The sequence below is a fragment of the Fodinibius sp. Rm-B-1B1-1 genome, from assembly GCF_038594945.1.
Classification (GTDB): Bacteria; Bacteroidota; Rhodothermia; order Balneolales; family Balneolaceae; genus Fodinibius; species Fodinibius alkaliphilus.
Map to the genome: position 1 here is coordinate 1,429,639 of NZ_JBCFYD010000002.1, position 24,418 is coordinate 1,454,056.

The window sequence follows — 24,418 nt, forward strand, 5'->3', positions numbered from 1 at the left end:
CTGTCCATCAACCACTTATTGTTTGCCATGAATAAATTTGTACGTATTGCCCTTTTTCTGCTGATTTTAATTGTTGGCATCACTGGATTAGCCATTTACTGGACATTCTACCGGCCCCTTCCCGATTACCAAACTACTCAAACGCATGATACGATTCAGCAACAAGTTGATATCCACTGGGATACCCATGGCGTTCCACATATTTACGCTGATAACAAGAACGACCTTTACTACAGTCTGGGATATGCCCACGCCCAGGATCGCCTCTGGCAGATGACGCTGAGTCAGATGGCAGCAGAAGGACGCTTTGCAGAATTTTTGGGGAAAGACCTTATTTCTTATGACAAATTACAACGTACCTTAGGATTTTGGCGTATCGCCCAGGATATTAAACCCACCCTTTCCGATTCAACGCTAAAATTACTGAAGGCCTATTCAGCGGGCGTAAACTCTTACATCCAAAATAACCCCAAGAGCTTACCCATTCAGTTTTCGCTTGCCGATATGGATCCCATTACATGGACCCCCACTCATTCTATTGCCCTGGCTCGCATGATGGCCTGGGAGTTGAACCTTGCCTGGAAATCGGAACTCAACTACGCCTATTTCTCCCAGACGCTTTCTGATAAAAAATTTGCCCAACTACTACCTGACAACCGCTTTATTGCGTCTGCCTCAAGTGCCGATTCCAACTGGGCGCAGACGTTGATGCCCCTGCTCGAAACGAACGAACAGCTGAATAAAATACTGGGTCGGGAGGGGTCGCATGTGGGAAGTAACGCTTGGGCAGTAAGTGGAGAAAAATCCACCACAGAGGCACCTTTACTGGCAGGAGATCCACACCTTGGATTAAGCATGCCCGGCAAGTGGTATGAGGCGCACCTGAATGTGAACGGGAAAAATCTATCGGGTGCAACACTGGCCGGCGCTCCCATCGTTATATTGGGTCAAAATGATCACCTTGCCTGGTCGCTCACCAATATTATGCTCGATGATACCGATTTCTTTGAAGAAGCGATAAACCCCGATAATCCCAACCAATACGTTATTGATTCGCTGGCCAACGAAGCTATTTATGAAGAGTTTGAAACCCAAAAAGAGGTTATCAAAGTTAAGGGTGCCAACGATACACTGTTCACACGAAAAGTCACTAACCATGGCCCTATTATTTCGGATGTATATCCCGACCAGCAGTATATCGATAATCGCGCTATTTCAATGCAATGGACCGGGTATGAGGTGACAAACGAGATTGAAGCACTATTGACGATGAACTGGGCCCAATCGTTTGAGGAATTTCAAGAAGGCGCCTATAACTTTAAAGTGCCCGGACAAAATTTCATCTATGCCGATAAAGCCGGAAATATTGCCCAGCTCTCGATGGCAAATATTCCCATTCGAGATGAAAACCCAATTTTACTTCGCGAGGGCTGGAACAGTGAACACGACTGGCAGGGCTTCGTCCCCGACGATCAACTTCCCACCATCATCAATCCTGACCGTGGCTGGGTTGCCAATGCCAATACATCTCCCACTGGCAGTAACTATCCCTACTATATTTCGGCCTATTGGGAACCGGACTCTCGTATCAATAGAATAGAGGGGTACCTGACCAGTGATGAACAACTTTCGCCCCAAACATTTCAGCAGATGCAAAACGATACCTACTCCCAGTTCTCCCGGGAACTCTCCCAAATTATTTTGCCCATCCTCAAAGAAAGTGAGGACTCAGAATTTGGGACCGCCATCTCATATTTAGAAAATTGGGACTATACTTATGATCGCTCAGAAACGGCGGCCTCTATTATGGATGTCTTTTTAATTCATTTGGCTAAAAACACCTTTGTTGATGAAATGGGTGAAGAAGCCTACCAGCGGTATGTACGGTTTTCATCTATGCCCATACGAGCACTTACACGTTTCTTGCAAAACGGAAGTACATTTTTTGACAATATAGAAACAGAAGACAAGGTTGAAACACGGAATGATATCATCCTAAAAAGTATGGCGGAGGCTATTACCTACCTTCGGTCGAACTTTGGCGAAGAGCCTTTTGAATGGCGCTGGGAGCAACTCCACACCATCACTTTTAAACCCGAACTTTTTGGAGAAGCAGCTAACAATCCCAATGCACCTACTTCGTTAAAACTGATTGTAAATAATTTATTGAGTAACGGTCCCCACCCAGTTAATGGACATGATATGAGCATCAATAATGGAGAATATAGCTGGAATAACCCTTACGAAATGATTTTGGGACCATCCATCCGCCGCATCATTGACTTCTCTGATCTCAGTAAAAGCTGGTCCATTAATTCCACGGGACAGTCGGGCAACCCTATTTCGCAATACTACGGGGATCAAACTGAAAGCTGGCTCACCGGGCAATATAAATTTATCTATCAGGATAGTACGTTTTTTGATGAAAACCAGTTTAATACGATGACCTTTATTCCAGAATAGATTAGCAATAAAACCAATGAAACCGCTTCCTTTCTTTTGATTACCCAGTGACAATAAGCTATGTTACTTTCGATTTTCTTAACCTATAAATTATCTACCTGACCTTTTAGCAGCTATGCAGCAAAAATCATTCCCCCACCATCCCCTGGTTGTTATAATCGCCATTACTTTTCTCTTTTTAGGATTTCAGTCATGTGCCACATTCCAGCAAAGTACCGACAACGAAGAGATCAGTGGAGACATTGAACAACCCAGTTTACTTTCCAAAATTGATTCCGTAAAAAAGGCTGAAGAATCTCAAAGAAAGACCGACCCCCAACCTTCTTTTGAAGCTGACACTATTAATGTAGATACATTGCTGACCCAATTATCATTAAAAGAAAAAATTGGACAGCTCTTCTCTATTCGAGCCAACGGCCGTTATCTGAGTGAAGATCACTCCCAATATCAACGACTGCTGCGCAAGGTTCAGCAATATGGGGTAGGCGGCATCACCTTCTTTAGTGGAGATATTTATGCACAGGCGGTTATGACGAATAAGCTGCAACGTGCTGCAAAAATTCCACTCTGGATTTCTCAGGATATGGAATACGGAGCGGCTATGCGTATCGATGGTGCAACACGATTTACCCCGGCAATGGGAGTCGCGGCAACACAAAATCCCGATTATGCCTATTGGATGGGTAAAATCACTGCTCAGGAAGCTAAAGCATTAGGGGTACACCAAATTTATGCTCCGGTTTTGGACGTAAACAACAACCCACAGAATCCCGTCATTAACGTTCGATCTTTTTCAGCAGATCCCTCTGTTGTAAGTGTCTTCGGTAATAAATTTATTGAAGGTGTACGCTCCGAAAATGTTATTTCCACCGCCAAACATTTTCCCGGTCACGGCGATACCAATATTGATTCTCACCTTTCGCTACCGGTTATAAACGCCGATTTTGCCCGACTCGATACGTTGGAACTATCTCCATTTCGATCGGCAATAAATAATGGGATTAATAGTATCATGAGTGCTCACATTTCTTTTCCAGCTATTAGTCCCGACACGGCCCTGCCCGCTACCATGGATCCATCGATCATCAATAGCATTCTGGCTGACAGCCTCAACTTCGACGGCGTAGTAGTAAGTGATGGACTCGAAATGCGTGGAATATCGGCTCATTTTTCACCGGGAGAAGCCGTAATAAAAGCCCTTAAAGCCGGTGTAGACCTAATGCTGTTGAGTCCTGATGAGTTAACCGCCCTCCATGAGATTGAGCAGGCAGTACAATCAGGAGATATTTCTGAGAAACGCATTGATAGATCAGTCCGTAAGTTGCTTCAATGGAAAAAACAGCAGGGACTTTTCGAAGATAGCCAAATCGATATTGACAGCCTTAACAAAAAAATCAATCGACGCAGCCACCAACTTATTGCTGATGAAATCAGCCGAAAATCACTGACGCTGCTTAAAAATGATGATAACATCCTGCCTATTAGGGCTTCGGAATTCGAAAATATTATGGTGGTTTCTGTCTCGGATGGTAGTAGTGGAAATGCCGGCTCCTCTTTTGTATCTCGACTGCGTAACTATCATCCCAATATTAAATCCCATGTGCTGGATCAACGGACGAGTAAGGAAGATCGCAGAGCAATGGAACAGGATGCCAAAGACGCTGACCTTATTATAATCGGATCATTTGTGTATGTACGCTCTGGCGAAAATACACAAATGCGCGAAGAAGACTTATCCTTTTTGCAAGATCTTACACAAGATAAGCCCTCGGCTCTTATCGCTTTTGGAAACCCTTATGTGGTACAAGACCTCCCTGATATCAATGTACAGCTAATGGCATGGTCAGCCCATAGCAGCCAGGTTAGAAATACGGTACCTGCCCTTTTTGGTGGATCTGAGATCAGTGGCCGACTCCCCATCAATATACCGGGTATGTATGCTATCGATCACGGTATACACTTGCCTCAAACGACACTGCGCGACGATGAACCCGAGGTCGCAGGACTTTCACCCGACTCCCTCAGTCGCATTGATGATATCATGAATGAGGCAGTTTTTGATTCAACCTTTCCCGGCGGAGTTGTAACGGTAGTTAAAAATGGAACCGTCGCTTATCAACGCGGATTCGGTTACCAGTCATATGACAAACTCAACAAGATCGACGAAGATGCCATTTATGATTTGGCATCGCTCACAAAAGTAACAGCCACCACCCCGGCTATTATGAAACTTGTTGAAGAGGGAGAAATTAATGTGGATGATAAGGTTGGAAAATATATTCCGGAATTTAGTGAAGGAGATAAAAAGAATATCACCATCAAAAATTTCTTGCTCCATAACTCGGGGCTGCCTCCTTTTCGGGTATATATTGATTCTCTAAAATCAGAAGAAGAAATTATCAAGGCGGTTAAAAATGAACCACTCACGTATCAAACAGGTACCGACTACCGGTACAGCGATCTCGGATTTATTTTACTTGGCGAAATTATCGAAAAGGTAACCGGCCAAACGCTGGATGAATATGTAGACGACAAATTCTACCATCCACTGGGGATGTATAATACCTTTTTTAATCCCCATAAACGGGGAACATATATTACCCGACGTATTCCTCCTACCGAAATCGATACAACTTACCGGGATACTACCGTCCATGCTTACGCACATGACGAACGTGCTTATTATCTAAATGGAGTGGCCGGGCATGCCGGACTTTTTTCTACTGGTGGTGACTTGGCTAAATACTGTCAGATGCTGCTCAACGATGGATGGTATGCCGGTCATCGATTTTTGAAGGAATCAACGATCGAAACATTTACAACACAACAGTCTAAACAAGTCAATCGCGGATATGGGTTTGATCGTAAAAGTGATGGATTTAGCACAGCCGGATCGCTCATGAGTGAAAAAGCGTTTGGTCATACCGGCTTTACCGGAACCAGCTATTGGATGGACCCACAAAACGATTTGGCCGTCATCATTTTAACTAATAGAACCTATCCCCATCGCTCTTATGGGAAAGATATCAGCAAAATAAGAGCTAAGATTGCGGATATAGTAATGTCATCAATTGTTAAGTAATGGATATTAAAGAGCTTACAAAGCACAATTATGTCCCCTATTCTAAGGAACCATCTATTGCTGTTGTCCGCAGCCAAACGGGTCAATGGTTCCCTGGAGTTCGCATTGAAAACATATCATATCCACTGAGTATAAGCGCCACACAAAATGCCCTATTTTGCTGTCTCAGCGAGGGGCATCAACCAGATGAGCTTTTTACTGAAGAGATCGAATCCCCCATGATACCGAGCTGGGAAAAGGAGTTTAACCTTTCGGCTCAGCCATTAGATAAAGATCAGTTGCAAGGGATCACTTTTGACAACCCCATACTATCTGCTGACATTAACAAAAGAAAAAAACTAAAAGAGCTTTTAGATAAGGCTATTGTAAACGAATCAGACTTTCCCGTATCGGCGTTGATTGAAACCGACCAGGGATACTTTTCGGGGGTTAATATCGAGTGTCGCTCGTGGAATATGGGGCTTTGTGCCGAACGGATTGCTATCTCTAAGGCCTTAACATATGGTATACATAAACTCAACAGCTTAGCAATTCACACACGTAAAGGAGAATTTAGCAGTCCTTGTGGCGCTTGCCGACAAGTTATTATTGAACACTTGCCCAAAACACAGATTCACTTGCACCATGCTGATCAAACCGAATCTATCCATTTTAGTGAAGATTTGCTTCCCCACAGTTTTCGATCAACATCGCTATCAAATAAATAATTTTCTACCAATTTCATGAAGTATATAGCTGCACTCGACTACGATCATTTAGATAACGGAGTATTTTTAACCACACTGGCACGTTCGCTTTCCCAACAGCAAGGCAATACTGACCTCCGCCCCATCATCATCCATTCCGACAGTGAATATACCGAGCGAATCATTCAAACGGGGGTGATGCGTAACCCGGCTACGAAACGGAGCATTAAAGATCTCAACAACAGGTTGGTAGCACTGTTGGCCGACGAGGGGGTCTCAGCTGTTGGGATTAACCCCTATCAGCGCAAGGTAATTACGCGCAAAAATAACGAACTAACGCTCGATCATTCCTTTTTGGATACCCTTCCATCACAGTCGGTTCTGTTGCTCTCAACACTAATTTATAATGCCGATGAGGATGATACCGAAATCCTCTCCCTTCCTGATTTTGCAACGTACTTGTTTCAAGAGCTCAATGCCGACCAGCTTTTTCTATTTTCAAAATCAGATGAATCAGAAATCTTTACAGACAAGCAAGATAACGACAAACTGAACTGGGGAAGCTTGACACCGGCATTTAAGGATAAGCAAATCCCCGACGATTTTGAGGATTATCGTCACCCCATACGTCTGGCGACCGCTCGTGATTTCAACCAATTGCCAAATTTAGAGCACACAATATCGATTGACAACTCCCAAAACGACTGATTTGCGAAATAAATCAGCCAAGATCTTCACTTTTTTTGAAAAAACAGCATTTAATGAATTAAAATGGCCTTTTAACTTGACACAACAGTTGCATATACATAGATTCGACCATTCGATGTAATAAAGCACACATCGATCGAGATTTTAAATTATTAATACTAATCAAAACGGAGTTATATAATGAGCCGATTCGATGAAATGAGCGAACTGTTAAGCGAACTGGAACCTGACATTAACAAGTTCTACAACAAAGGGAACAAAGCTGCAGGTACACGCGCTCGTAAAACTCTTCAGGCTATGAAGAAAAAGGCGCAAGAAATTCGAATGGAAATTCAAGAGTGGAAAAACACTGGCAAAGTTGACGAAATCTAATTTCGTACTTCTACTTTATTGATTTCAAAAGGCCGCTTTTAAAAGTGGCCTTTTTTTATTTTGATAAAGAATTGCTAATACATCCAACAAATAAAAAAAAGTACCGCAAGTATTATCTCGCGGCACTTTTAATCTAACTAATATTTCCCAAAAAATAGTTACTCCTCTTCACTTTCTTCGCCAATCGGATCTTCCTCATATGATTCGACCGCTTCCTCGACCGTTCGGTAACTATTGAATACCGTCACCAACTTTGTGACCATCAACAAACTCTCAATACGTTTATCCGCACCAGCAATTCGCAAATCTCCTCCAGCATTACGCATAGTCGTGAGCCCGCCAATCAGAATTCCCAATCCCGAAGAATTCATAAATTTGACACCACTCAGATCGGCCACAACTTCTTTTTTATCCTCATCAATTAAATCATGCAGATCTTCATTGAATGTACTCGCATCAGGACCACCCATTAAGTTGCCACTAAATTCTATTACAATACAATTATAACGCTCATTAATCGTATAATTCATAAAGTTTCATCCAGTTTAAATTGTCTCTGTAATTAATTTAGAACTCATAATATACAACACTTAGATAATTATGCTAATTTGATAGACAAAACGAAAATTAGTACCCTTATTAAGTTCTATAAAAGAAAGGCTTAATTTTATCAAGAGATGTTATTATGACCACCCAGGAACCCCCTATCCACAACAGTACCGACCAAATTTTAGATGATGAACATCTTGACCTATTGATGAAGCTTACTGGTCAGATTAACTCTAATGTTGATCTTGATGATATGCTCTTGGATATCATTAAGGCTGTAAAACTTATCATGCAATCCGAGGCCAGCTCGCTAATGCTCTATGACGAAGATACTGACAAGTTAATACTAAGTATCCCCACGGGCCCGGCAACAGATGAAATTACAGGTAAACATATCCCAAAAGATGAAGGCGTAGGTGGCTGGGTTTTCATGAACGAAGAGCCCGCTATTGTAAACGATGTAGATAAAGATCCACGCTTTGGCGGTGATATTGAACCCGATCTCTTTACCACCAAAAATATTCTTTGTGTACCGCTGCTCAATCATAAAAAAGAGATCATTGGAATCATCCAGGCATTAAACAAAAAAGGAGGCCAAAATTTTACTGCCGACGAGATTCCCATGTTTCAGGCCTTGGCTAACCAAGCTGCCATTGCTATTGAAAATGCACGTCTGCATGAACAGCAGAAACAAAAGATGTTGCTTGAACAAAAGCTTGATTTGGCACGATCTATTCAATCCGGTTTTATCCCAGAAGAAGCACCAGCTATTTCGGGTTACCAAATTGCGGGTATTACTCAACCGGCCACCTATGTAGGTGGCGACTACTACGATTTTATTTCTACGAATGGAGACACCAGCTGTACGTTTGCCTTGGGTGATGTCACTGGAAAAGGAGTTCCCGCTTCCCTGCTTATGGCCTCATCACGCGCCGTATTACGCACACAGGTCGAAAATAATCACTCCCTCACCAAAAACACTCGAATTTGTAAATCGATCCCTGTTCAGAGATACCCCCATTGATAAGTTTGTCACGCTCTTTTGTGGACAATTGGATGCTGAAGATCATACGTTTTCGTATGTTAATGCTGGCCATACCGATGCTTTCCATATTGATTACAAAAACAATGAAATCACACATCTCAATAAAGGGGGCTTGATGGTAGGTATCATGGATGACATTGAGTTTGAAGAAGGAAAAATAGCACTCAAGCCCGGACAACAGATCATTATTTATTCGGATGGCATCAGCGAACCGCAAAATACCAATGGCGATCTATACGAAGAGGTCCGCTTTAAGGACTGGCTGCTCGACCATCCCAACTGTACCCCCGAAGAAACAATTGAACTGCTTATTGATGACGTCAAGGCGTTCAGCGATTCTGACCAACAAAGCGATGATATTACCCTTATTATTATAAAGCGTGAAGAAGGTTAAAATCGTTTTAAAGCAGATTTTATGTTTACGTCACGAACAACTACTATTGCTGATAATGAATCCCAAAGATATCAGCTCTTTAAGCAGCAAGGGGTACTTAGCTATTCAGATTTCTTGTACTATCTTGAAAACGATGAGGACTTTCAACAATTTTTTATAGACCTGCTATCAGATATTCCCTTTCGGGCCTATCACTGGGAAACACCGCCCGTGACAAAAGAAACACAACAACAACCATTTGAATTTGTTGTCACTAAAAGCCCGGGAATTGATCTGCCTTCCAACCCCGGACCCTTTCGACAATATCTCGATCCTCAAAAATCGGTGATTACTTTTGATAATTTGGGTGGTGATGCAAAGTTGATTGCACCTACGCCAAGCGATCAGCAGCTAAACTATTCTCACATTGGGGTGTTTACGAAACAAGCCCCGCAAGAACAGCAGAAAAAACTATGGCAAATAGTAGGACGTGTAACTTTAAACTGTCTTTCCAGTGATCCTATTTGGCTCAATACCGCCGGTGGCGGAGTGGCATGGCTTCATGTACGGCTGGACTCTCGTCCCAAGTATTACCTGCACCATCCTTATACTTCAATATCTTGATTTGATGCATATGATAGCATCATTAAGAATGATCTGTTATTTACTCCCCCGGTAGTAAATAAGTCCCCCACCCCGACTACCAGAAATGAAGTCAAAACTCCCGTCGCCATTAAAATCGACAAATCGCGGTGATGATAGTTTAGGACCCTCAATTGGCAACGGTAATGACTCTTTTGCAAAAACAGGCTGTTGTTTGGTACCGGTATTTCGATAAAAAGCCATCCCATCATCCTTATTCCCTATAAATAAATCCAGATCGCCATCACCATCCACATCAAACAATTCTGGCACACTGCGATGGCCTACCTCAACATCTAAAAAAGTATCTCTTTCAAGAACAAAATTAGGCTTTTCAGCGGTACCTTCATTACGGTAAAAGTGGATCCCTCCCCCCGATTCTCCTGCCAACAAATCCAAGTCTCCGTCATCATCAAGATCTGCAAGTACGGGCGTACTATTACTGCCCCGTTCAGGTTCAATAAAAGTGTTATCAACCTCCTCAAAACCTTCTCCCGTATTACGATAATACGCTATGCGGCCTCTCCACGTACCCACCAGCAAATCATCCAATCCATCTCCATTGAGGTCGCCCATCGCCGGGGCGTAATGATAAGCATCAGGTAAATCTACTACTCCATTTTGATGAAGTTCCGGCTCACCATCAGAATTGTGATTTTCGAATCTATAAACTACAGACGTTTTTCGTCCACCGGGATCAATTTTATTCGCCAAAAGGAGATCTATATCTCCATCACCATCAATATCGCCCGTAGCAGGCAGGCTTTCATTGCCAATATCAATAGTATTTAAAAACTGCTTAGATTGCTGCTTGAATCGACCATTATCGTTTTGCTTATAAAAATACAGGTTCTCCGATAGCGTTTTACTGGCATTATACGCTCCACCAAGCACGCCAATCAACAAATCCTGCCGACCATCTTGCTCCCAATCGGCGAAAGTTGGTGCATTATATCCACTGGATTCCACCGGGTTCGAATTTGGAAACGGCTGAGGCTCTCCCTGTAATTCAGGATTGCCACAACTACCACGGTTTTCTACCAATAGCAAACTGGGTTCAAAAAAGTCGCCCCAAAACAGGTCTTGGTCCCCATCATCATCAATATCTACAAAAGTGAGCGTATTAGCGCCGTGCATAGTGCCCACTTGTTTGACAATCTCGATACCCTCAAACTGCTCGTTTACCAGCTCAAACTGTGGAACACCAGCGTTATTACGACCCACCGACTCATAACGCGTTATCGTACCGTCTAACCGTCCTATAAATAGATCCAACCTGCCATCACAATCAATATCCGTTACGTTTGGAATATTCTGTCGATCTGAAAAAATAGGTTCGCCGCCGGCACCTTTAAGAGTATCGCTAACCAACGAAAAATCAGGATTCTTTTCGTCACCATCGTTGCGATAATAACGAATGTAGCTGTAGGGTTGCTCGGTTAGCAGATCCATATCCCCATCCTGATCCAAATCGACAAAGCGGTACCATTCCCCGATATCGAGATCTCGATACTTATCGCTTTGCCACTTCAATTCAGAATCCTGATTCTCAAAAAAGATCAGTTCATTGGAGTTTTCCTGCACAAAAAGGTCGGGATCACCGCTATCGTTGATATCCACAAACTGGGGACGGGGCGCGTTAAATCCCCCTAAAAAAGGATGGGCAATCTCCGAACCTGTACTGTCAATAACGGTTATAGGAGTAATCACCTTCTGGAAATCAGCAGACTCGGCATTTTTCTGCACCAAACCAGTACTGCTACAACCAATCAGCAAAGTTGCTATTGCAGAGATTGACAGAAATGCACGAATAGTCATGATAAAAGCAAAAAGTTAAGATGCTCAAAATTCTTCATTTAGCTGATGGAGAACCTCCTACAAGCTGGCGTTGGTTCCAATGCCTGTAGTATAGGCTCCCACCTCGATAACCTTCACAATCTCGTTGGTTTTGGTATCAATTACCGTTACCGTTCCATTGGGATCCCCACTTAGTGACGTCCCCTCAGCATTGTAGGTGCCCTTGCGATTATTATTAGAAATATAGAGATATTTGCCGTCAGCAGATAAGGCACTGCCGTGAGGTTGAGCCAGCCCATTACCCTCAATAACCTTCTCTACCGACCGCGACTCCATATCAACGACCGTAACGGTATGTGCCTCTTTATTGCCGAAATAAACGTATTGCCCATCAGCAGAAAACACTGGGTGCCACGGTTGCGCATTGACATCAATACTTTCAGTAAGTTTGGGAGTTGACGGATCGCTGATATCAAAAAAGAGCAGTTTGCTGGAAATCTGTCCGGTGACAACCAACGTATTACCATCGGGTGATATCGCAAAATCAACAAATACGTGCGTATCTCCAGCAAGATTAATAAGGTCCGTTTCTTCCGTTTCGTTGTTCAACGACAAGATCTGATTTTCGGCCAAGCTTGCAATATAGGTCCATGCTCCATTGGGCGTGCTCGTAATTGCGTGGGGACGTGCGAAAAAAGTGGGCACCTCTTTTTGAAGCGTCATATCAGAGCGGTTGATAATCCCAATACTTTGCGGCGGATTTACCGCGCTCATTGAACGACCAACCATCAGCAAATCGCGCGTAGGATGCAACTCCATGAGCCCGGGCACCTCCATCGATACCTGACCAACCAGTTCATTCTCACGATTGAATTTGAGTACCTTATTTTCGCCAATTAATGTCACATACCAGTACGACCCATCAGGCTCTGCAACAGCATGATGCGGCTTGGCATTGGCCGAGAATCCCAACTCCTGCAAATCGATATTATCGACAACTTCATTGGTAGCGACATCAATAACCGTTAACGTTGCTTCTCCCTGATTGCATACATAAATATGCTGATTCTGTTCTGAACTGTCATTACTCTCGGCAGCTCCTTGTTGGGCTATTACAGAACCGGCAGAAAAAGTTAGCAGGACAAAACCACATACCAACATTCGCAACCATAAAGACATCCGCATCATAATCGGAAAGGTAATCTATTATTTGCAGTCAGATTATAGCTTATTGTGCACTTGCAGGAGTAACGGGCTGATCCGCATTTTCGAGAATAAATAACCCTTCAGTAGAGCTGGTCATGATAATAATATCACTCTCAAAGTAAGGGTAATTACTCCACGTTCCTGCAAAGCCGGGCTCATCTTCACCAAAAGGTTCGGTATCAAAAAATCCAGTCTTCTGGGGATTTTCCGGATCACTAACATCAAGCACCTGTAAGCCGCTTTGGTAATTCGATAAGTACATTGTATTACCTTTGATATAAAGGTTATGATCAGATGATTCATTATCGAATAGATAATCATCCACATACTGGGGATCATCCAAATCAGAAACATCCCAGATTAGCGTTCGCGTGTGATCAACGTTGCCCGTCAACTCATCAAGCTCATCATTCTGAAAGAAATAACGCTGATCTTCGGTCAACCATCCCTGGTGTACGTAAGCATAGTCGGGATAAGAAACCGTGGAAAGTGCCTGTGGATTCTCTTTGTCCGTAACGTTGGCAATACTGATGGCCGTTTCGTTAGCTCCAAGACAAATCTCTTCACCCTGATGCTCTTTATCGGGGCCGCTGTACGTAACACATTGGGCATCATGCGTATACCCCGTGCCGCTACGTCCAGTTGATGGATCGGCAAAACAACCAGCAAAAGTTGGATTCTTGGGATCCTGAATATTAACCATGTGCAATCCACCGCCACAAGTTTGTCCGCCGCCACTGCTTCCCACGGCATAGGCAAATCCGGTATCCTCATTAATCACAATGTTATGCACACTATGAACTTTGTCGTAAATAGTATCTTCTTCCAAGGTCAATGGTGTTCCGTCAAATTCACGTAACTTTGTTAAATCCACAACCTGAATACCGTGCTCTCCTGCATTGTCGGCCACTACATATGCGTGATTTTCATACACTTTGATATCGCGCCATGCATTTGCTCTTGATCCTTCGGTCATCGGTAAATCAGCTACGTAAACAGGATTTGAAGGATTACTAACATCCACAAAAGAAGTACCGTCAATACGCCCTACCAGAGCATATTCTTTTCCTGTTTGGGGATCCGTCCAGCCCCAGATATCATTCATTCGAACGCCACGATCTCCGCCAATTTCTTCAATAGGAAGAAACGAAAGCAGATTTACATTACTGCAATCAAAATGTGAGGCTTTACCATTGCTGCACTCCACTTTATTACCGGCAATGGGTTCAAGCACAGAACTTCCTTTGCTCATAACAGTTGAAGCTACCGTCCAATTCTGCGTGTCACCAAATTCCATAATAGCAGCTGTTCCCGCTCCATAATCAGCACCTGTAAGTCCGACTACTGCCGTATTATTACCAACAGCAAGCGTGCTGGCAAATTGATCGCCAGACTTACGATCGGGCCCCATAACTTTTGTAACGCCTACCCATTCATCAGTATCATCCTGCTTAAACTGGTAGAGTGCTCCTTTACGTCCATCAGCACCGGGCGCGCCGACCCAAAGTTTATCATCGGCAATAGCCAATGATGATCCAAAGCCATAACGCGGTCCACTATCGAATGCTACAAGTCGTCCTGCAGAATTCCATTCATCATCCTCATATTCATAAATAAATACACCACCCGATCCAGAAGCATCGCGGGGCGCCCCTACAAAAACCTTGTCGCCATGCAGCTGCAAAGCAGATCCAAAGCGTGCATTATCAGCTACCTGATCGCTCTTTAGCATTCCTTCATTGTTCCAACTTCCTTCTTCATCTTTATGATATACATACACAGCACCACCATCTTCGGGGGCCGCTACAAACAGCTTTTGACCATCTACCGCCAATGCTGATCCAAAGCTAAAGCCTTGAGCAGTATCGGGATTAGCCAAATGAGCTTGCTGGCTCCAACTACCAGATCCATCCTTTTTAAATACATAAACTGCCCCACTCTCTTCATCTTCTGCGGGTGCGCCTACAAAAGCATGATCGTCAGTCACAGCAACACTGCTACCCAATCCACCTTTTTTACTGGTATCCGAAAGCGCCAGCTGGGCTACTTCATTCCACGCCCCGTCTCCGGATTTCTCGAACAAGTACGCTCCGCCACTTTCATCATTACGCGCTGGCGCTCCCACTAATACACGATTGCCGTTCACACTGATAGAAGCTCCAAAACTGTTACCAATTTTACCATCAGATGCAGAGAGTTCTAACTGCTGCGACCATTCATTCTGATTCTGCTTAAAAACATATACAAGGCCCGGCTGGTGGGGATTCGCCGGCTCACCGATAAGCACGGCGCCATCCGTAACTGCAACAGCGCGAGCAAATCCCATCAAGCTTTCAGCCTCACCATCACTGGTCGTTTGTGCCTGTATTGTGCTAAATGATGTTGAAAGAAAAAATGCTACAAAAAATATGAATATGCGTTTCATAGAACTCATAATTTAAGGGCTTCTATTAATTGCACAAGTAATTATTAAAATACGTGACGAGAAGCAAAAAGTGTACGTAAAAAAGCGTTAAATTGCTGACAGTATTTAACAGCCAATTATTACTTTATTAATCAATAATCTTTATCCTGAGAGAGTAATATTTTAACCATTTCTATCATTGGAAGGTCTGGGATTGTTCACATAGAACTCATGAAAAAAGAACTTTCCTCCAACTGTTATTTAACAGCTTTATAAAGCATCTATTATGCTCATACTTTTTTATTTGAGATAGACATACACATCATTTTACAATGACTGATAAACTAACGATCCGCCCAGAAAAAGAACGTGATATAAAACAAATAAATATTGTTATAGAATCAGCTTTTAAAAATCATCCTTATAGCAATCAAACAGAACACCTGTTGGTTTCAGACTTGCGAGATAACGATGCTCTTTCAATTTCTTTAGTAGCTGTAACTAATCAAATAATTGTAGGCCACATTGCCTTTTCAGAGATCTCAATTAATAGAGACCATCAAAACTGGTATGGTCTTGCTCCTGTGTCAGTAACTCCTGACTACCAAAACCAAGGCATTGGGTCAGCATTAATCACAGAAGGACTCGACCAATTAAAATCCCTTGGTGCTAATGGATGTGTATTAGTAGGTGAACCGAACTTTTATAAGCAATTTGGATTTCACCATCATGATAAGCTATTCTGTGATGGAATCCCCAAGAAATATTTTCTCGTAAAATCTTTCAACCATCACCCTCCTTCGGGAGAAATTACCTACCACCGTACCTTTTCCACATACAACTAACTCTTGGTCAGTGGAATTTTTATTAGTCAAATCCTATCTATAGTTCTTCGATCAGGATTTACCAAGAACAAACGTTACTTTTGCATTCACTCGATATTTTTCAATGCTATTATTTGTAACAATGGCCTGAATATTTTCGCAATTTATATTCTTGATGTTTTGCACTGTTTCAGAAGCTTGCTTAACTGCATTCTCAACAGCCTGCTCAATGGTATCTCCCTCGGCAATAACTTCAATTACTTTGGCTAATGACATGATAACTCCCTCTTTGGATTAATAATAACAGTTTTTTTAGCACGAAAGCTTTTCAAATGATAACTCTCAATATCTACAACTTTTGAACGCATTTGCCTGTTTCTACTGTAGGTTATTTATTGCAAAACGTGTAAGCCGCAAAGGCGGTTATCCAAAAACAGCATACCCTATACATAAAAAATATCGTAACAAGCCATAGGTATTAAAACGGCAAAAATTCACAAAGCTACAACACTTATTTTAGTTATATCAAAGTATTTAAATTAGCTACATTACCAGTTTCTAAACTGGTGTAACCAATTTTATCAATTATGGAACTGATTCCTCACTGGGCTCCAAACCTGCACCCCATTATCGTTCACTTTCCAATTGCTATTATCCTATTAGCCGTGTTGATGGATTTTCTCAACTTCTTTCTGCCAGACAACTGGTGGGATGACATAAAATCAACAATCCTGTATAGCATTGGAGCCCTTTCAGGAATTGCCGCTTACTACACTGGAACATGGGCCGCTGATAGTATCTTTGTCCCCACCGGAGCCCAATCCGTCCTAAACGAACATTCAGATTGGGCGGTATGGACCGTGTGGTTTTTTGGGATATACGTGATGTTGAGAATTGCCCTGCACTGGTACCAAAAGATGGACCCTCGACCTATTCGCATTGCGTTATTTGTACTTGCCTTGCCGGGAGTGTTCTTGCTCTACGAAACCGGTGATCATGGTGCTGAGATGGTCTTCGGTTACGGCGCCGGAACCGGACAGCTTTTGCAACAACAAAACATTGACTCCATGACAACGGATAGCTTACAAGAAAATGAATCTACATTTACTGTCCATGATAATGGGGATTGGACCTGGGAGATTGGTCCTAATGGCGTTAGTACCCTGCTCACAGAATTTGAGTGGTTAGAAGGTGGGATTCAGGCTCTTCGTCCCACGATACGAAGCAATAATAAAAATCATGTGCTACAGCTAAATCCTAATTCTTCCCCTAACTTCTATATCAGCAAGGAAACGTATCAAAATGTACAAGTCGATTATTATGTAGATATGTCGAATTTCGAGGGCGATATATCGTTGGTTAACCACGTACAGGATGCCAAAAATTATGATTTTGTGATGCTGTCATCCGACGGCATGATATCCCAGGGAAGAGTCCGTAATGGAGAGCGCGAGATATTCGAAGAGAGTAAATACTCCGCCTCGGGGATAATGTTCATTCGCACAGTTGCCAACGGAACTCATTTTAGGGGATATATCAACAAAGAAATGGTTGTGCATGGACATGGAGATGCACCCCAAGCCGGAAAGATAGGCGTACGCCTCAACGGCAGCGGATCCATTATTATTGATAAGATATCCCTAACGCAACTGTAGCAAAAACTGATCAGAAGCAGGAAGTGTTTGGAATACCTACCGTGTTCAACAAGATATCTTAAGTATGGGCTTCGGAATAGGTAAATTCCGGGTCACCAAACTTTTTGAGTGTCCGATAATGGGAGGCCACTGCTTCAAAAAAGGTATCGTGCTGGTTATAGGGGATATCAAACTCTTTAGCCGTTTTTTCAACAATATGGCTAATGGCCGGATAGTGCACGCTACATATTCTGGGGAAAAGATGGTGCTCAATTTGGAAATTCAGTCCACCAACAAACCAGCATAATGCCTTGTTATCACGCGCAAAATTATTGGTCGTCACCATTTCGTGAATCATCCAGTGTTCATCAATCATATTATCTTCGTCCGGGAGCGGATGATCCGTTCCCTCGACAACATGCGCGAGTTGAAAAACAATGCCAACAGTCAAGCCAGCCGTCAGGTGAAGCGTTGTAAATCCAATCAACAAATGAACCCACGAGATATCAAGTAAAAGCAACGGCAGCACCAGCATATAGGTATAATAAAGAGCCTTGGTAACAAACAGGATAATCCACTCGCTCATGGGATGCGTTTTGTTCTCGTACGGGCCAATGTTATCCTTTGCAAAATGCTTGTAATCTTTAATAAACACCCAGAAAAATGTGGAAAGGCTGTACGCAAAAAAGGCCAAAATATGTTGTATGCGGTGGATTGATTTATACTCTGAATGGGGTGAGAGGCGAATAAACTCGGCCACCTCCAAGTCCTCGTCGTGTTCGTGAATATTGGTATAGGTGTGATGGATTATGTTGTGTGTTATCTTCCAGATGTAGCCATTTGCTCCAACCAGGTCAAACGTATATCCCAATGCGCGATTAATATGCTTATTGGAAGAGTAAGCTCCATGCAAGGCATCATGTGATACAGAAAAACCAATACCCGCCATGCCAATGCCCATTACAAAGGTCAAAAACCACATAGCTCCGAGAGAAAATGAACCCGACATAATTAACGCATATGGTCCAAAATAAAGCGTTAACATTATAATGGTTTTAATAACCATCTGGGTGTTAGCATGTTTTGAGAGATTACGCTCCTCAAAATATTGATTAACCCGCTGCTTTACCGTTTGACTGAATTCCCTGCTGGTACTGTTATTAAACGTTACTCGTTCTACCTCTGCCATCTACAATAACTCCTTTATGTAAAACTCCACATTAAACCTTCTGTGAAAGTATTACCTTATTTTTGATTGCCCTACCTATTTATTGCCATTATGATGTATAGCTTAGCTCACAAAACCAAAAAATGATTTTACTCGATTGGAAAATGAACATCCCAGTTCCATAAACTATGTGATCAGACGGTGGCATCAGCATAGGCAAGGTAAAGGTGCCAAATACTTGCAAGCTTGTGATCCGCAAGCCGTTGTGTTTATCGAAGAGCATCCAGACCGCTCCGAGGCTTGCCAGCGTGAATATAAAATCAAGAGTTAGGAAAGTTAAGGTTAAGTAACGCTCAAAAACTTTTAAGCAATCCTGACCATGCAATTGAGGGTTTAACTGGACTTTTAGATGCAAGAAAATTTGGACTAAACCGCGCATTAAACGGACACCCCTCCTATCTATAGTTTAACTGTGTCTAAAATAGTGTGAGTACTTAAAAAATACTTTCTATTATTAAAAGCAAAAGGCTCAATCTGATAATTGAGCCTTTTGTCTCATATAATTAATTATAGATGATTCTTAGCCACCCTCCTCAGAATTACCTTCATCGGTATTCTGTTTATCCTCCTTAGGTTCTTGGTCTGTACTATCAGGAGCAGGCTTGTTGGTAGTGAGCTCTTCAAGTTTAGAACGAGCATTTTTAAGATTCATCTTTTCCTTTTTTAACATCTGCTCCAGTTCAGAAAGCCGTTGTTTGGCTTTTTCTATCTGTTGCTTTTTCTGGCGTTTTTCCTCTTCGGTTAATTGCTCTGCCTCCAGGCGTTCTTCAGCTTGTTCTATTTGTTCTTCGGCTTGCTTTGTTGCTACTTCTGCGGAATCAACGTTCTGATCTAATCGTTCAATATCATTCTTAAGCTGCTTGGCAGCTGCTGCCCGTGCTTGTCCGAACTCACGCCCCGACATATCACCCTTGTCTTTTCCGAAGGCCTTCCCTTGGCCTTTATTTGTCTTTTGGCCTTCGGTTTTTCGGTTGTTGCCTTGGTTTTTCTTTTTTCCCTTGGCTCCCTGAGCTAACGAATCCGCTTTCCCTTGTTGAGCTTTTAGGCTGTCAGGACGTTCTTGTTTCTGCTCTGCTTTTTCTGATTTACCCTTGTTTCCTTTGTTATTGTTTTGGGCCATGCTAACACTTGCCGCCAAAAACAGTAGCATAACTGTAACGATGGATAGTTGGAATAGTCGTTTCATAATAAATGTTGTAATGTCATTTTCCGATTAATTATCAAGACTCTCTAAAGTCTCCTGCAAATCATTCATTTTTTTCTCAACCGAATCACTCGCGGTTGAAAGTTCATTCGACAGTGAATCCGTTTCCCTAACCAACTGGGTTTCAACATTGTTGTTTGCCCCTTGTTGTTGATCAGGATTTCCGCATGCCGTAATAAGAAGAACAGATAGGAGGATCCCCCCCAATTTAATATTGATCATAATACCCCAAATTTAATTATTGATTGTATTGGTTAAATGTAAAAATCTATTCATTGTTCCAATATTTTTAGCAGTCAAGTATATCCAATTGGAATTCGGAAAAGGCAATAACACGAAAAGGTAACATGAAGTCAGATCTCAGAATCCTCTATTTCTTGGTATAAGAATAATGATAACGGGCTGTGTAAGCAGCCTTTCATTATTTCTAACCAAGGAGGTTTATTATGAACTTACGTGATTTTAGTTTCCCGGTATCACATCAAAAATGTAGCGGTAGACGATTACAACTCTAATCTCGTGGTTGATGGTACCTACAAAGTTTTTCTAAACGAGCTCATCACTATGTGGGATGAATCTGATTCTGTACTAAGAGAAAACTTAATAAAAACAATAACCCAGTCAGTTAGTTTTCATGTAGATGATGATACTGAAGATATTGAGATCAACTATTTAGCAGATAAATAGCTAAAACAGAATGGCAGAAAATAAAAAAGGACTGACCAGCTATTGCTAATCAGTCCTTCATTCTTGAGCTCCCCGGGTAGGATTCGAACCTACGACCCATCGGTTAACAGCCGATTGCTCTGCCGCTGAGCTACCGAGGAATGTTACTCTTTTGAAAATCTTTCAACCGTCTCAAAGAGAGGACAAATATAATAGATTTAGGTTACTCGAGTCAAGAATTTTTTTAGCTTTTTTTGTAGCTAACTTTCTCAAGTATCAGTCCGTGTGCCGCGGCCCCATGACCATTCTTATTTTTACTGGGTTTATCAATCATATCTTCAAATTCCTGAACTGGTCGTTTGCCCTTTCCTACTTCTAACATTGTCCCAACCAACCTGCGTACCATGTGACGTACAAACCGATTGGCTTCGATATGGTAACTAAGTTGGCAATCTTCCTCAGTAAAATACGACTCCATTACCTCACATACCGAATCAGGATTGTCATTATCCGGCTTGGTAAAGCTATCAAAATTGTGCGTACCCTGAACTTTTTGTGCGCAATTGTGCATAGCATCCAAATCCAGATCATCAAGTACCATTTCAGCAAAAGACCGCTTCAAGGGAGCCGGGCGGCGGATAATCTGATAGCGATAACGTCGCGCAGTAGCATCAAAACGGGCATGAAAATCATCCGCAACCTGCTGAATATCCCAAACAGCAATATCATGCGGTAACACTCCTAACAGAGCATACAATATTTTATGGGGATCCAGTTCAGTTGGGAAATCAAAATGGGCAACTTGCCCTTCAGCATGAACCCCACTGTCGGTACGGCCCTGACCGATGACGTCTACCGGATGCGGCAAAATTCTGGACAGTCCTGATTCAATCTCCTCCTCTACCGTATTGCTGTTGGGCTGTTTTTGCCAACCGCTATAACGAGTACCTTCAAACTCTATCAAGATCTTATAGCGTGGCATGGATTAAAACGCTTCCTTAAATATGAGTTAAACTCAACTTTGATTGAAAGTGATAGACTTGTTTTAGGACTTTTTTCGTTCCCTATCCCAATGTCGAAAAATGGAAACGCTAAATCCAGCCATCAGCAAAAAGGTACCCAGCCATACTACTGATATAAATGGCTTCTCTTCGGCTACCAGCAACACCCACTGCTCTTGAATCTTGGACTCAATACCGCGGATTTTAAGATCGATCCCTCCATTTGATGGGTCCACACTTGTAAACTGAATACTTGCATCTTCATAACCGGGAATTGCTACCGGTGGAGCATAGGTCCAGTTTTCATCATCCTGCAAGTAAATTGAAAATAGTGGGCGGATTGGCACTGACGAATCACTACCCCGCTCCGAAAGCTCAAGATTCGCCCGAATCGCAACTAAGGTACTGTCTCTCAGCTGCTGATCATCGACCTCAGAATAGTCATTAAAGGTCAGATCAAAAATATCAAACTTAACCGTTTCGCCACGAGATAAGCTCACCTCCTGCACTGCTATAGAATCATCTTCTGTTGATGCAAGGCCCGGTCGCTTTTCGGCCGATTCTTTAGCCTGCTCATTTTTACGCTCAACGTACGAACTACCGGCCACATATAAATAGATATCACTCATCCAACCTGTACGCACATCGGGATCAACCGACCACTGAATTTCGGACTGCGAAGATGATGATAACATGGGATACACCTGTGGACTTAACACAAACTGTTCCCCCTCACCATCGGCCGGCTCAAATTTAATACGGTATTGTTGCTGTCCCGGACGCTCTTGATTCTTGAGCGTATATCCTTCATAGGTCACCTTATAACGGTCATCAAGAATTTTAGGTTGATCCAGGTTGAGCTCTAAAAATTCAACTTTCTGCGTCTTTTGAAATCCCTGCTCATCCGTAACTTCACCGCGTTCAATAGCAGCATTATAATTTTTAACGGACTCATCCAGCAGCATCTCGTTATAAGCCGACGAAGCCAAAATACCGAGCAGCAATATCCCAAACCCAATATGAGTAAGCGTACCACCTATAAGCATGGGATTCCGATGAATTAGCCGATACATAACCACAGAATTCCCCACCACGGCAAACCATGCTGCTAATAGGTATACCATGTAATAGAGGTTTCGAACATCCCCGATAATAATCGTAGCCAACGTAAGCGCACATGAAATTGCTACCGGCCACAACAAGTCAGCAGCCAACGATTCCGCATCCTGACGCTTCCAAAACAGGAACTGCCCCAATACTGTCATGATTGCCGCTATAATTGCCAACGGCATCGTCCATTCATTATAAAAGCTAACCTCGGGCGGCGTGGGATTTTCTACAAACAATCGACCAATGATAGGTGAACTCGTTCCCAGAATAATGACTAATCCGAGCAAAAACAGCACCATCGCGCCAGCAAAAGTCATAAACTCGCGACTTAAAAGCTTGGACTCTTTTTCCTGTGAAGGAAGTTCTTTGTATCGATAAACAAACAGACCGAGCCCAATAATAGTAACGGCTGCCATAAAAGCGACCAGCTGGTTATATAGTCCCAAATCCACAAAACTATGCACCGATGAATCTGATAAAATACCCGACCTTGTAAGAAAGGTTTCGTATACAATCGCCACATAAGCAAGAATCGCAAAAATAATAGATGCTTTCTGTGACGTTGAACTTTTGCGCTGGATAATCATGGCATGAATACCCGCTGTGCCCAACAGCCATGGTACAAATGAGGCATTTTCTACCGGATCCCAAGCCCAATATCCACCAAATGATAGGGTCACATACGCCCAGTAACCTCCAAGAAAAATAGCGGTTAGCAGCGCCACGTTAGCGCCAAGTGTCCATGGAAGTGCTGGCGTCACCCACTCATTGTATTTGCGCTTCCACAATGCGGCCATCGCAAAACAATATGGCACCGTCATCATTGCAAACCCAGTAAAAAGAATGGGCGGATGAATCATCATCCAGGGGCTTTTGAGCAAGTCATTAAGTCCTTTGCCATCCTGGGGGACAAAATCGGGATTAGATTGCAAAAACGGTGCGTTGGGCATTGCCTCAGCCAGCGACCGGAATGGCGAAGCTCCAAGCTGGAAATCTCCTATTGAAATACCGGAAATCATCGAAAGCAAGAAGATCTGAGTCAGTGTCAAGAAAAACAGCACCGGTCCGCGATACGGGTCACGCGTCCATTTCATAAGACCGAATCCAATCAGGATGGAAAACAATATCCAAACCATAAAGCTCCCTTCCTGACCGCCCCAAAAAGCTGATATCAGGTACTTGATCTGGAGGTTGCTGCTGGTATAATTGTAAACGTAATAGAAATTAAACTGATGCGTAAGGATGATATACAACAGTAGTCCCGAAGCAGCCAGCAAGAAAAGTCCCTGCAGCCCAAATAGCCAGTTTGATATCTTAAAGTGCTTATACGTATCGTTCTGGGCGAAAAAATAGTAACCAATAGCCGCCAGAATAGCGCTTACCAAGGCGGCATTGACAAACAGGTCTCCTAAAAATCCAATCAT

Annotated in this window: 22 protein-coding genes and 1 tRNA gene; 12 read left to right on the forward strand and 11 right to left on the reverse strand. The window is 42.7% G+C overall.

The features are described from left to right. Positions 1 to 27: 27 nt before the first annotated feature. The 5 genes from AAFH98_RS13475 (at position 28) to AAFH98_RS13495 (ending at position 7,311) form a co-directional block, all read left to right on the forward strand. The gene (locus AAFH98_RS13475) at positions 28 to 2,463 is read left to right on the forward strand and encodes a penicillin acylase family protein (RefSeq protein WP_342523287.1); all 2,436 of its coding nucleotides are present in this window, start codon (positions 28 to 30) and stop codon (positions 2,461 to 2,463) included. 115 nt (positions 2,464 to 2,578) lie between these two features. Further along, complete coding sequence (locus AAFH98_RS13480; RefSeq protein WP_342523289.1) at positions 2,579 to 5,545, forward strand: serine hydrolase domain-containing protein; 2,967 nt, start codon at positions 2,579 to 2,581, stop codon at positions 5,543 to 5,545. After that, positions 5,545 to 6,252 (forward strand): cytidine deaminase, encoded by a 708-nt coding sequence (locus AAFH98_RS13485; RefSeq protein ID WP_342523291.1) that lies wholly within the window; start codon positions 5,545 to 5,547, stop codon positions 6,250 to 6,252. The genes AAFH98_RS13480 and AAFH98_RS13485 overlap by 1 nt, the downstream gene beginning before the upstream one ends. 15 nt (positions 6,253 to 6,267) lie before the next feature. Then, a complete protein-coding gene (locus tag AAFH98_RS13490; RefSeq protein ID WP_342523292.1) occupies positions 6,268 to 6,939 on the forward strand; it encodes an amino acid kinase family protein in 672 nt (223 codons plus the stop codon). A 180-nt stretch (positions 6,940 to 7,119) separates the two neighbouring features. Beyond that, a complete protein-coding gene (locus AAFH98_RS13495; protein ID WP_342523293.1) occupies positions 7,120 to 7,311 on the forward strand; it encodes a histone H1 in 192 nt (63 codons plus the stop codon). 158 nt (positions 7,312 to 7,469) lie between these two features. Here the strand turns inward: AAFH98_RS13495 and AAFH98_RS13500 are convergent, their stop codons facing one another. Beyond that, positions 7,470 to 7,841, reverse strand: coding sequence for an STAS domain-containing protein (locus AAFH98_RS13500; RefSeq protein WP_342523294.1), 372 nt, complete (start codon positions 7,839 to 7,841; stop codon positions 7,470 to 7,472). 155 nt (positions 7,842 to 7,996) lie between these two features. Here AAFH98_RS13500 and AAFH98_RS13505 point away from each other — a divergent pair, with 155 nt between their 5' ends. Genes AAFH98_RS13505 through AAFH98_RS13515 form a run of 3 tightly spaced genes read left to right on the forward strand, consistent with a single transcriptional unit; the run spans position 7,997 to position 9,902 of the window. Then, the gene (locus AAFH98_RS13505; RefSeq protein ID WP_342523296.1) at positions 7,997 to 8,884 is read left to right on the forward strand and encodes a GAF domain-containing SpoIIE family protein phosphatase; all 888 of its coding nucleotides are present in this window, start codon (positions 7,997 to 7,999) and stop codon (positions 8,882 to 8,884) included. Then, on the forward strand, positions 8,880 to 9,299 hold the full coding sequence (locus AAFH98_RS13510) for a PP2C family protein-serine/threonine phosphatase (protein ID WP_342523466.1): 420 nt from the start codon (positions 8,880 to 8,882) through the stop codon (positions 9,297 to 9,299). The genes AAFH98_RS13505 and AAFH98_RS13510 overlap by 5 nt, the downstream gene beginning before the upstream one ends. Positions 9,300 to 9,320: 21 nt before the next feature. Then, positions 9,321 to 9,902: a DUF6940 family protein gene (locus AAFH98_RS13515; RefSeq protein WP_342523297.1), complete on the forward strand. Its 582-nt coding sequence runs from the start codon at positions 9,321 to 9,323 to the stop codon at positions 9,900 to 9,902. A gap of 36 nt (positions 9,903 to 9,938) precedes the next feature. On the opposite strand, the gene AAFH98_RS13520 is transcribed toward AAFH98_RS13515, so the two are convergent. Genes AAFH98_RS13520 through AAFH98_RS13530 form a run of 3 tightly spaced genes read right to left on the reverse strand, consistent with a single transcriptional unit; the run spans position 9,939 to position 15,348 of the window. Continuing rightward, a complete protein-coding gene (locus tag AAFH98_RS13520; protein WP_342523299.1) occupies positions 9,939 to 11,738 on the reverse strand; it encodes an FG-GAP and VCBS repeat-containing protein in 1,800 nt (599 codons plus the stop codon). Between the two features lie 57 nt (positions 11,739 to 11,795). Further along, positions 11,796 to 12,896, reverse strand: coding sequence for a YncE family protein (locus AAFH98_RS13525; protein WP_342523300.1), 1,101 nt, complete (start codon positions 12,894 to 12,896; stop codon positions 11,796 to 11,798). Positions 12,897 to 12,945: 49 nt separating this feature from the next. Beyond that, positions 12,946 to 15,348 (reverse strand): choice-of-anchor B family protein, encoded by a 2,403-nt coding sequence (locus AAFH98_RS13530; RefSeq protein ID WP_342523301.1) that lies wholly within the window; start codon positions 15,346 to 15,348, stop codon positions 12,946 to 12,948. 311 nt (positions 15,349 to 15,659) lie between these two features. Between AAFH98_RS13530 and AAFH98_RS13535 the strand changes: the two genes are divergently transcribed. Next, positions 15,660 to 16,172 carry a GNAT family N-acetyltransferase gene (locus AAFH98_RS13535; protein WP_342523303.1) on the forward strand — a complete coding sequence of 171 codons (513 nt, stop codon included), beginning with the start codon at positions 15,660 to 15,662 and terminating at the stop codon, positions 16,170 to 16,172. A 51-nt stretch (positions 16,173 to 16,223) separates the two neighbouring features. Here the strand turns inward: AAFH98_RS13535 and AAFH98_RS13540 are convergent, their stop codons facing one another. Then, on the reverse strand, positions 16,224 to 16,427 hold the full coding sequence (locus AAFH98_RS13540) for a dodecin family protein (RefSeq protein WP_342523305.1): 204 nt from the start codon (positions 16,425 to 16,427) through the stop codon (positions 16,224 to 16,226). Between the two features lie 311 nt (positions 16,428 to 16,738). Between AAFH98_RS13540 and AAFH98_RS13545 the strand changes: the two genes are divergently transcribed. After that, positions 16,739 to 17,806 carry a DUF2231 domain-containing protein gene (locus AAFH98_RS13545; protein ID WP_342523307.1) on the forward strand — a complete coding sequence of 356 codons (1,068 nt, stop codon included), beginning with the start codon at positions 16,739 to 16,741 and terminating at the stop codon, positions 17,804 to 17,806. 58 nt (positions 17,807 to 17,864) lie between these two features. On the opposite strand, the gene AAFH98_RS13550 is transcribed toward AAFH98_RS13545, so the two are convergent. Then, positions 17,865 to 18,974 carry a fatty acid desaturase family protein gene (locus AAFH98_RS13550; protein WP_342523308.1) on the reverse strand — a complete coding sequence of 370 codons (1,110 nt, stop codon included), beginning with the start codon at positions 18,972 to 18,974 and terminating at the stop codon, positions 17,865 to 17,867. Positions 18,975 to 19,143: 169 nt separating this feature from the next. On the opposite strand from AAFH98_RS13550, the gene AAFH98_RS13555 reads away from it, so the two are divergent. Further along, positions 19,144 to 19,284 carry a GIY-YIG nuclease family protein gene (locus AAFH98_RS13555; protein WP_342523309.1) on the forward strand — a complete coding sequence of 47 codons (141 nt, stop codon included), beginning with the start codon at positions 19,144 to 19,146 and terminating at the stop codon, positions 19,282 to 19,284. A 249-nt stretch (positions 19,285 to 19,533) separates the two neighbouring features. Here the strand turns inward: AAFH98_RS13555 and AAFH98_RS13560 are convergent, their stop codons facing one another. Then, positions 19,534 to 20,199 (reverse strand): hypothetical protein, encoded by a 666-nt coding sequence (locus AAFH98_RS13560; protein ID WP_342523310.1) that lies wholly within the window; start codon positions 20,197 to 20,199, stop codon positions 19,534 to 19,536. A gap of 27 nt (positions 20,200 to 20,226) precedes the next feature. Then, positions 20,227 to 20,439: a hypothetical protein gene (locus tag AAFH98_RS13565; protein WP_342523311.1), complete on the reverse strand. Its 213-nt coding sequence runs from the start codon at positions 20,437 to 20,439 to the stop codon at positions 20,227 to 20,229. A 234-nt stretch (positions 20,440 to 20,673) separates the two neighbouring features. Here AAFH98_RS13565 and AAFH98_RS13570 point away from each other — a divergent pair, with 234 nt between their 5' ends. Further along, positions 20,674 to 20,904, forward strand: coding sequence for a hypothetical protein (locus AAFH98_RS13570; RefSeq protein WP_342523312.1), 231 nt, complete (start codon positions 20,674 to 20,676; stop codon positions 20,902 to 20,904). Positions 20,905 to 20,972: 68 nt separating this feature from the next. On the opposite strand, the gene AAFH98_RS13575 is transcribed toward AAFH98_RS13570, so the two are convergent. The 3 genes from AAFH98_RS13575 to AAFH98_RS13585 form a co-directional block, all read right to left on the reverse strand. Further along, positions 20,973 to 21,044: transfer RNA gene (locus tag AAFH98_RS13575), tRNA-Asn, on the reverse strand. Between the two features lie 83 nt (positions 21,045 to 21,127). After that, positions 21,128 to 21,865: a tRNA pseudouridine(38-40) synthase TruA gene (gene truA / locus AAFH98_RS13580; protein WP_342523313.1), complete on the reverse strand. Its 738-nt coding sequence runs from the start codon at positions 21,863 to 21,865 to the stop codon at positions 21,128 to 21,130. Between the two features lie 63 nt (positions 21,866 to 21,928). Then, positions 21,929 to 24,418 carry a heme lyase CcmF/NrfE family subunit gene (locus AAFH98_RS13585; protein WP_342523314.1) on the reverse strand — a complete coding sequence of 830 codons (2,490 nt, stop codon included), beginning with the start codon at positions 24,416 to 24,418 and terminating at the stop codon, positions 21,929 to 21,931.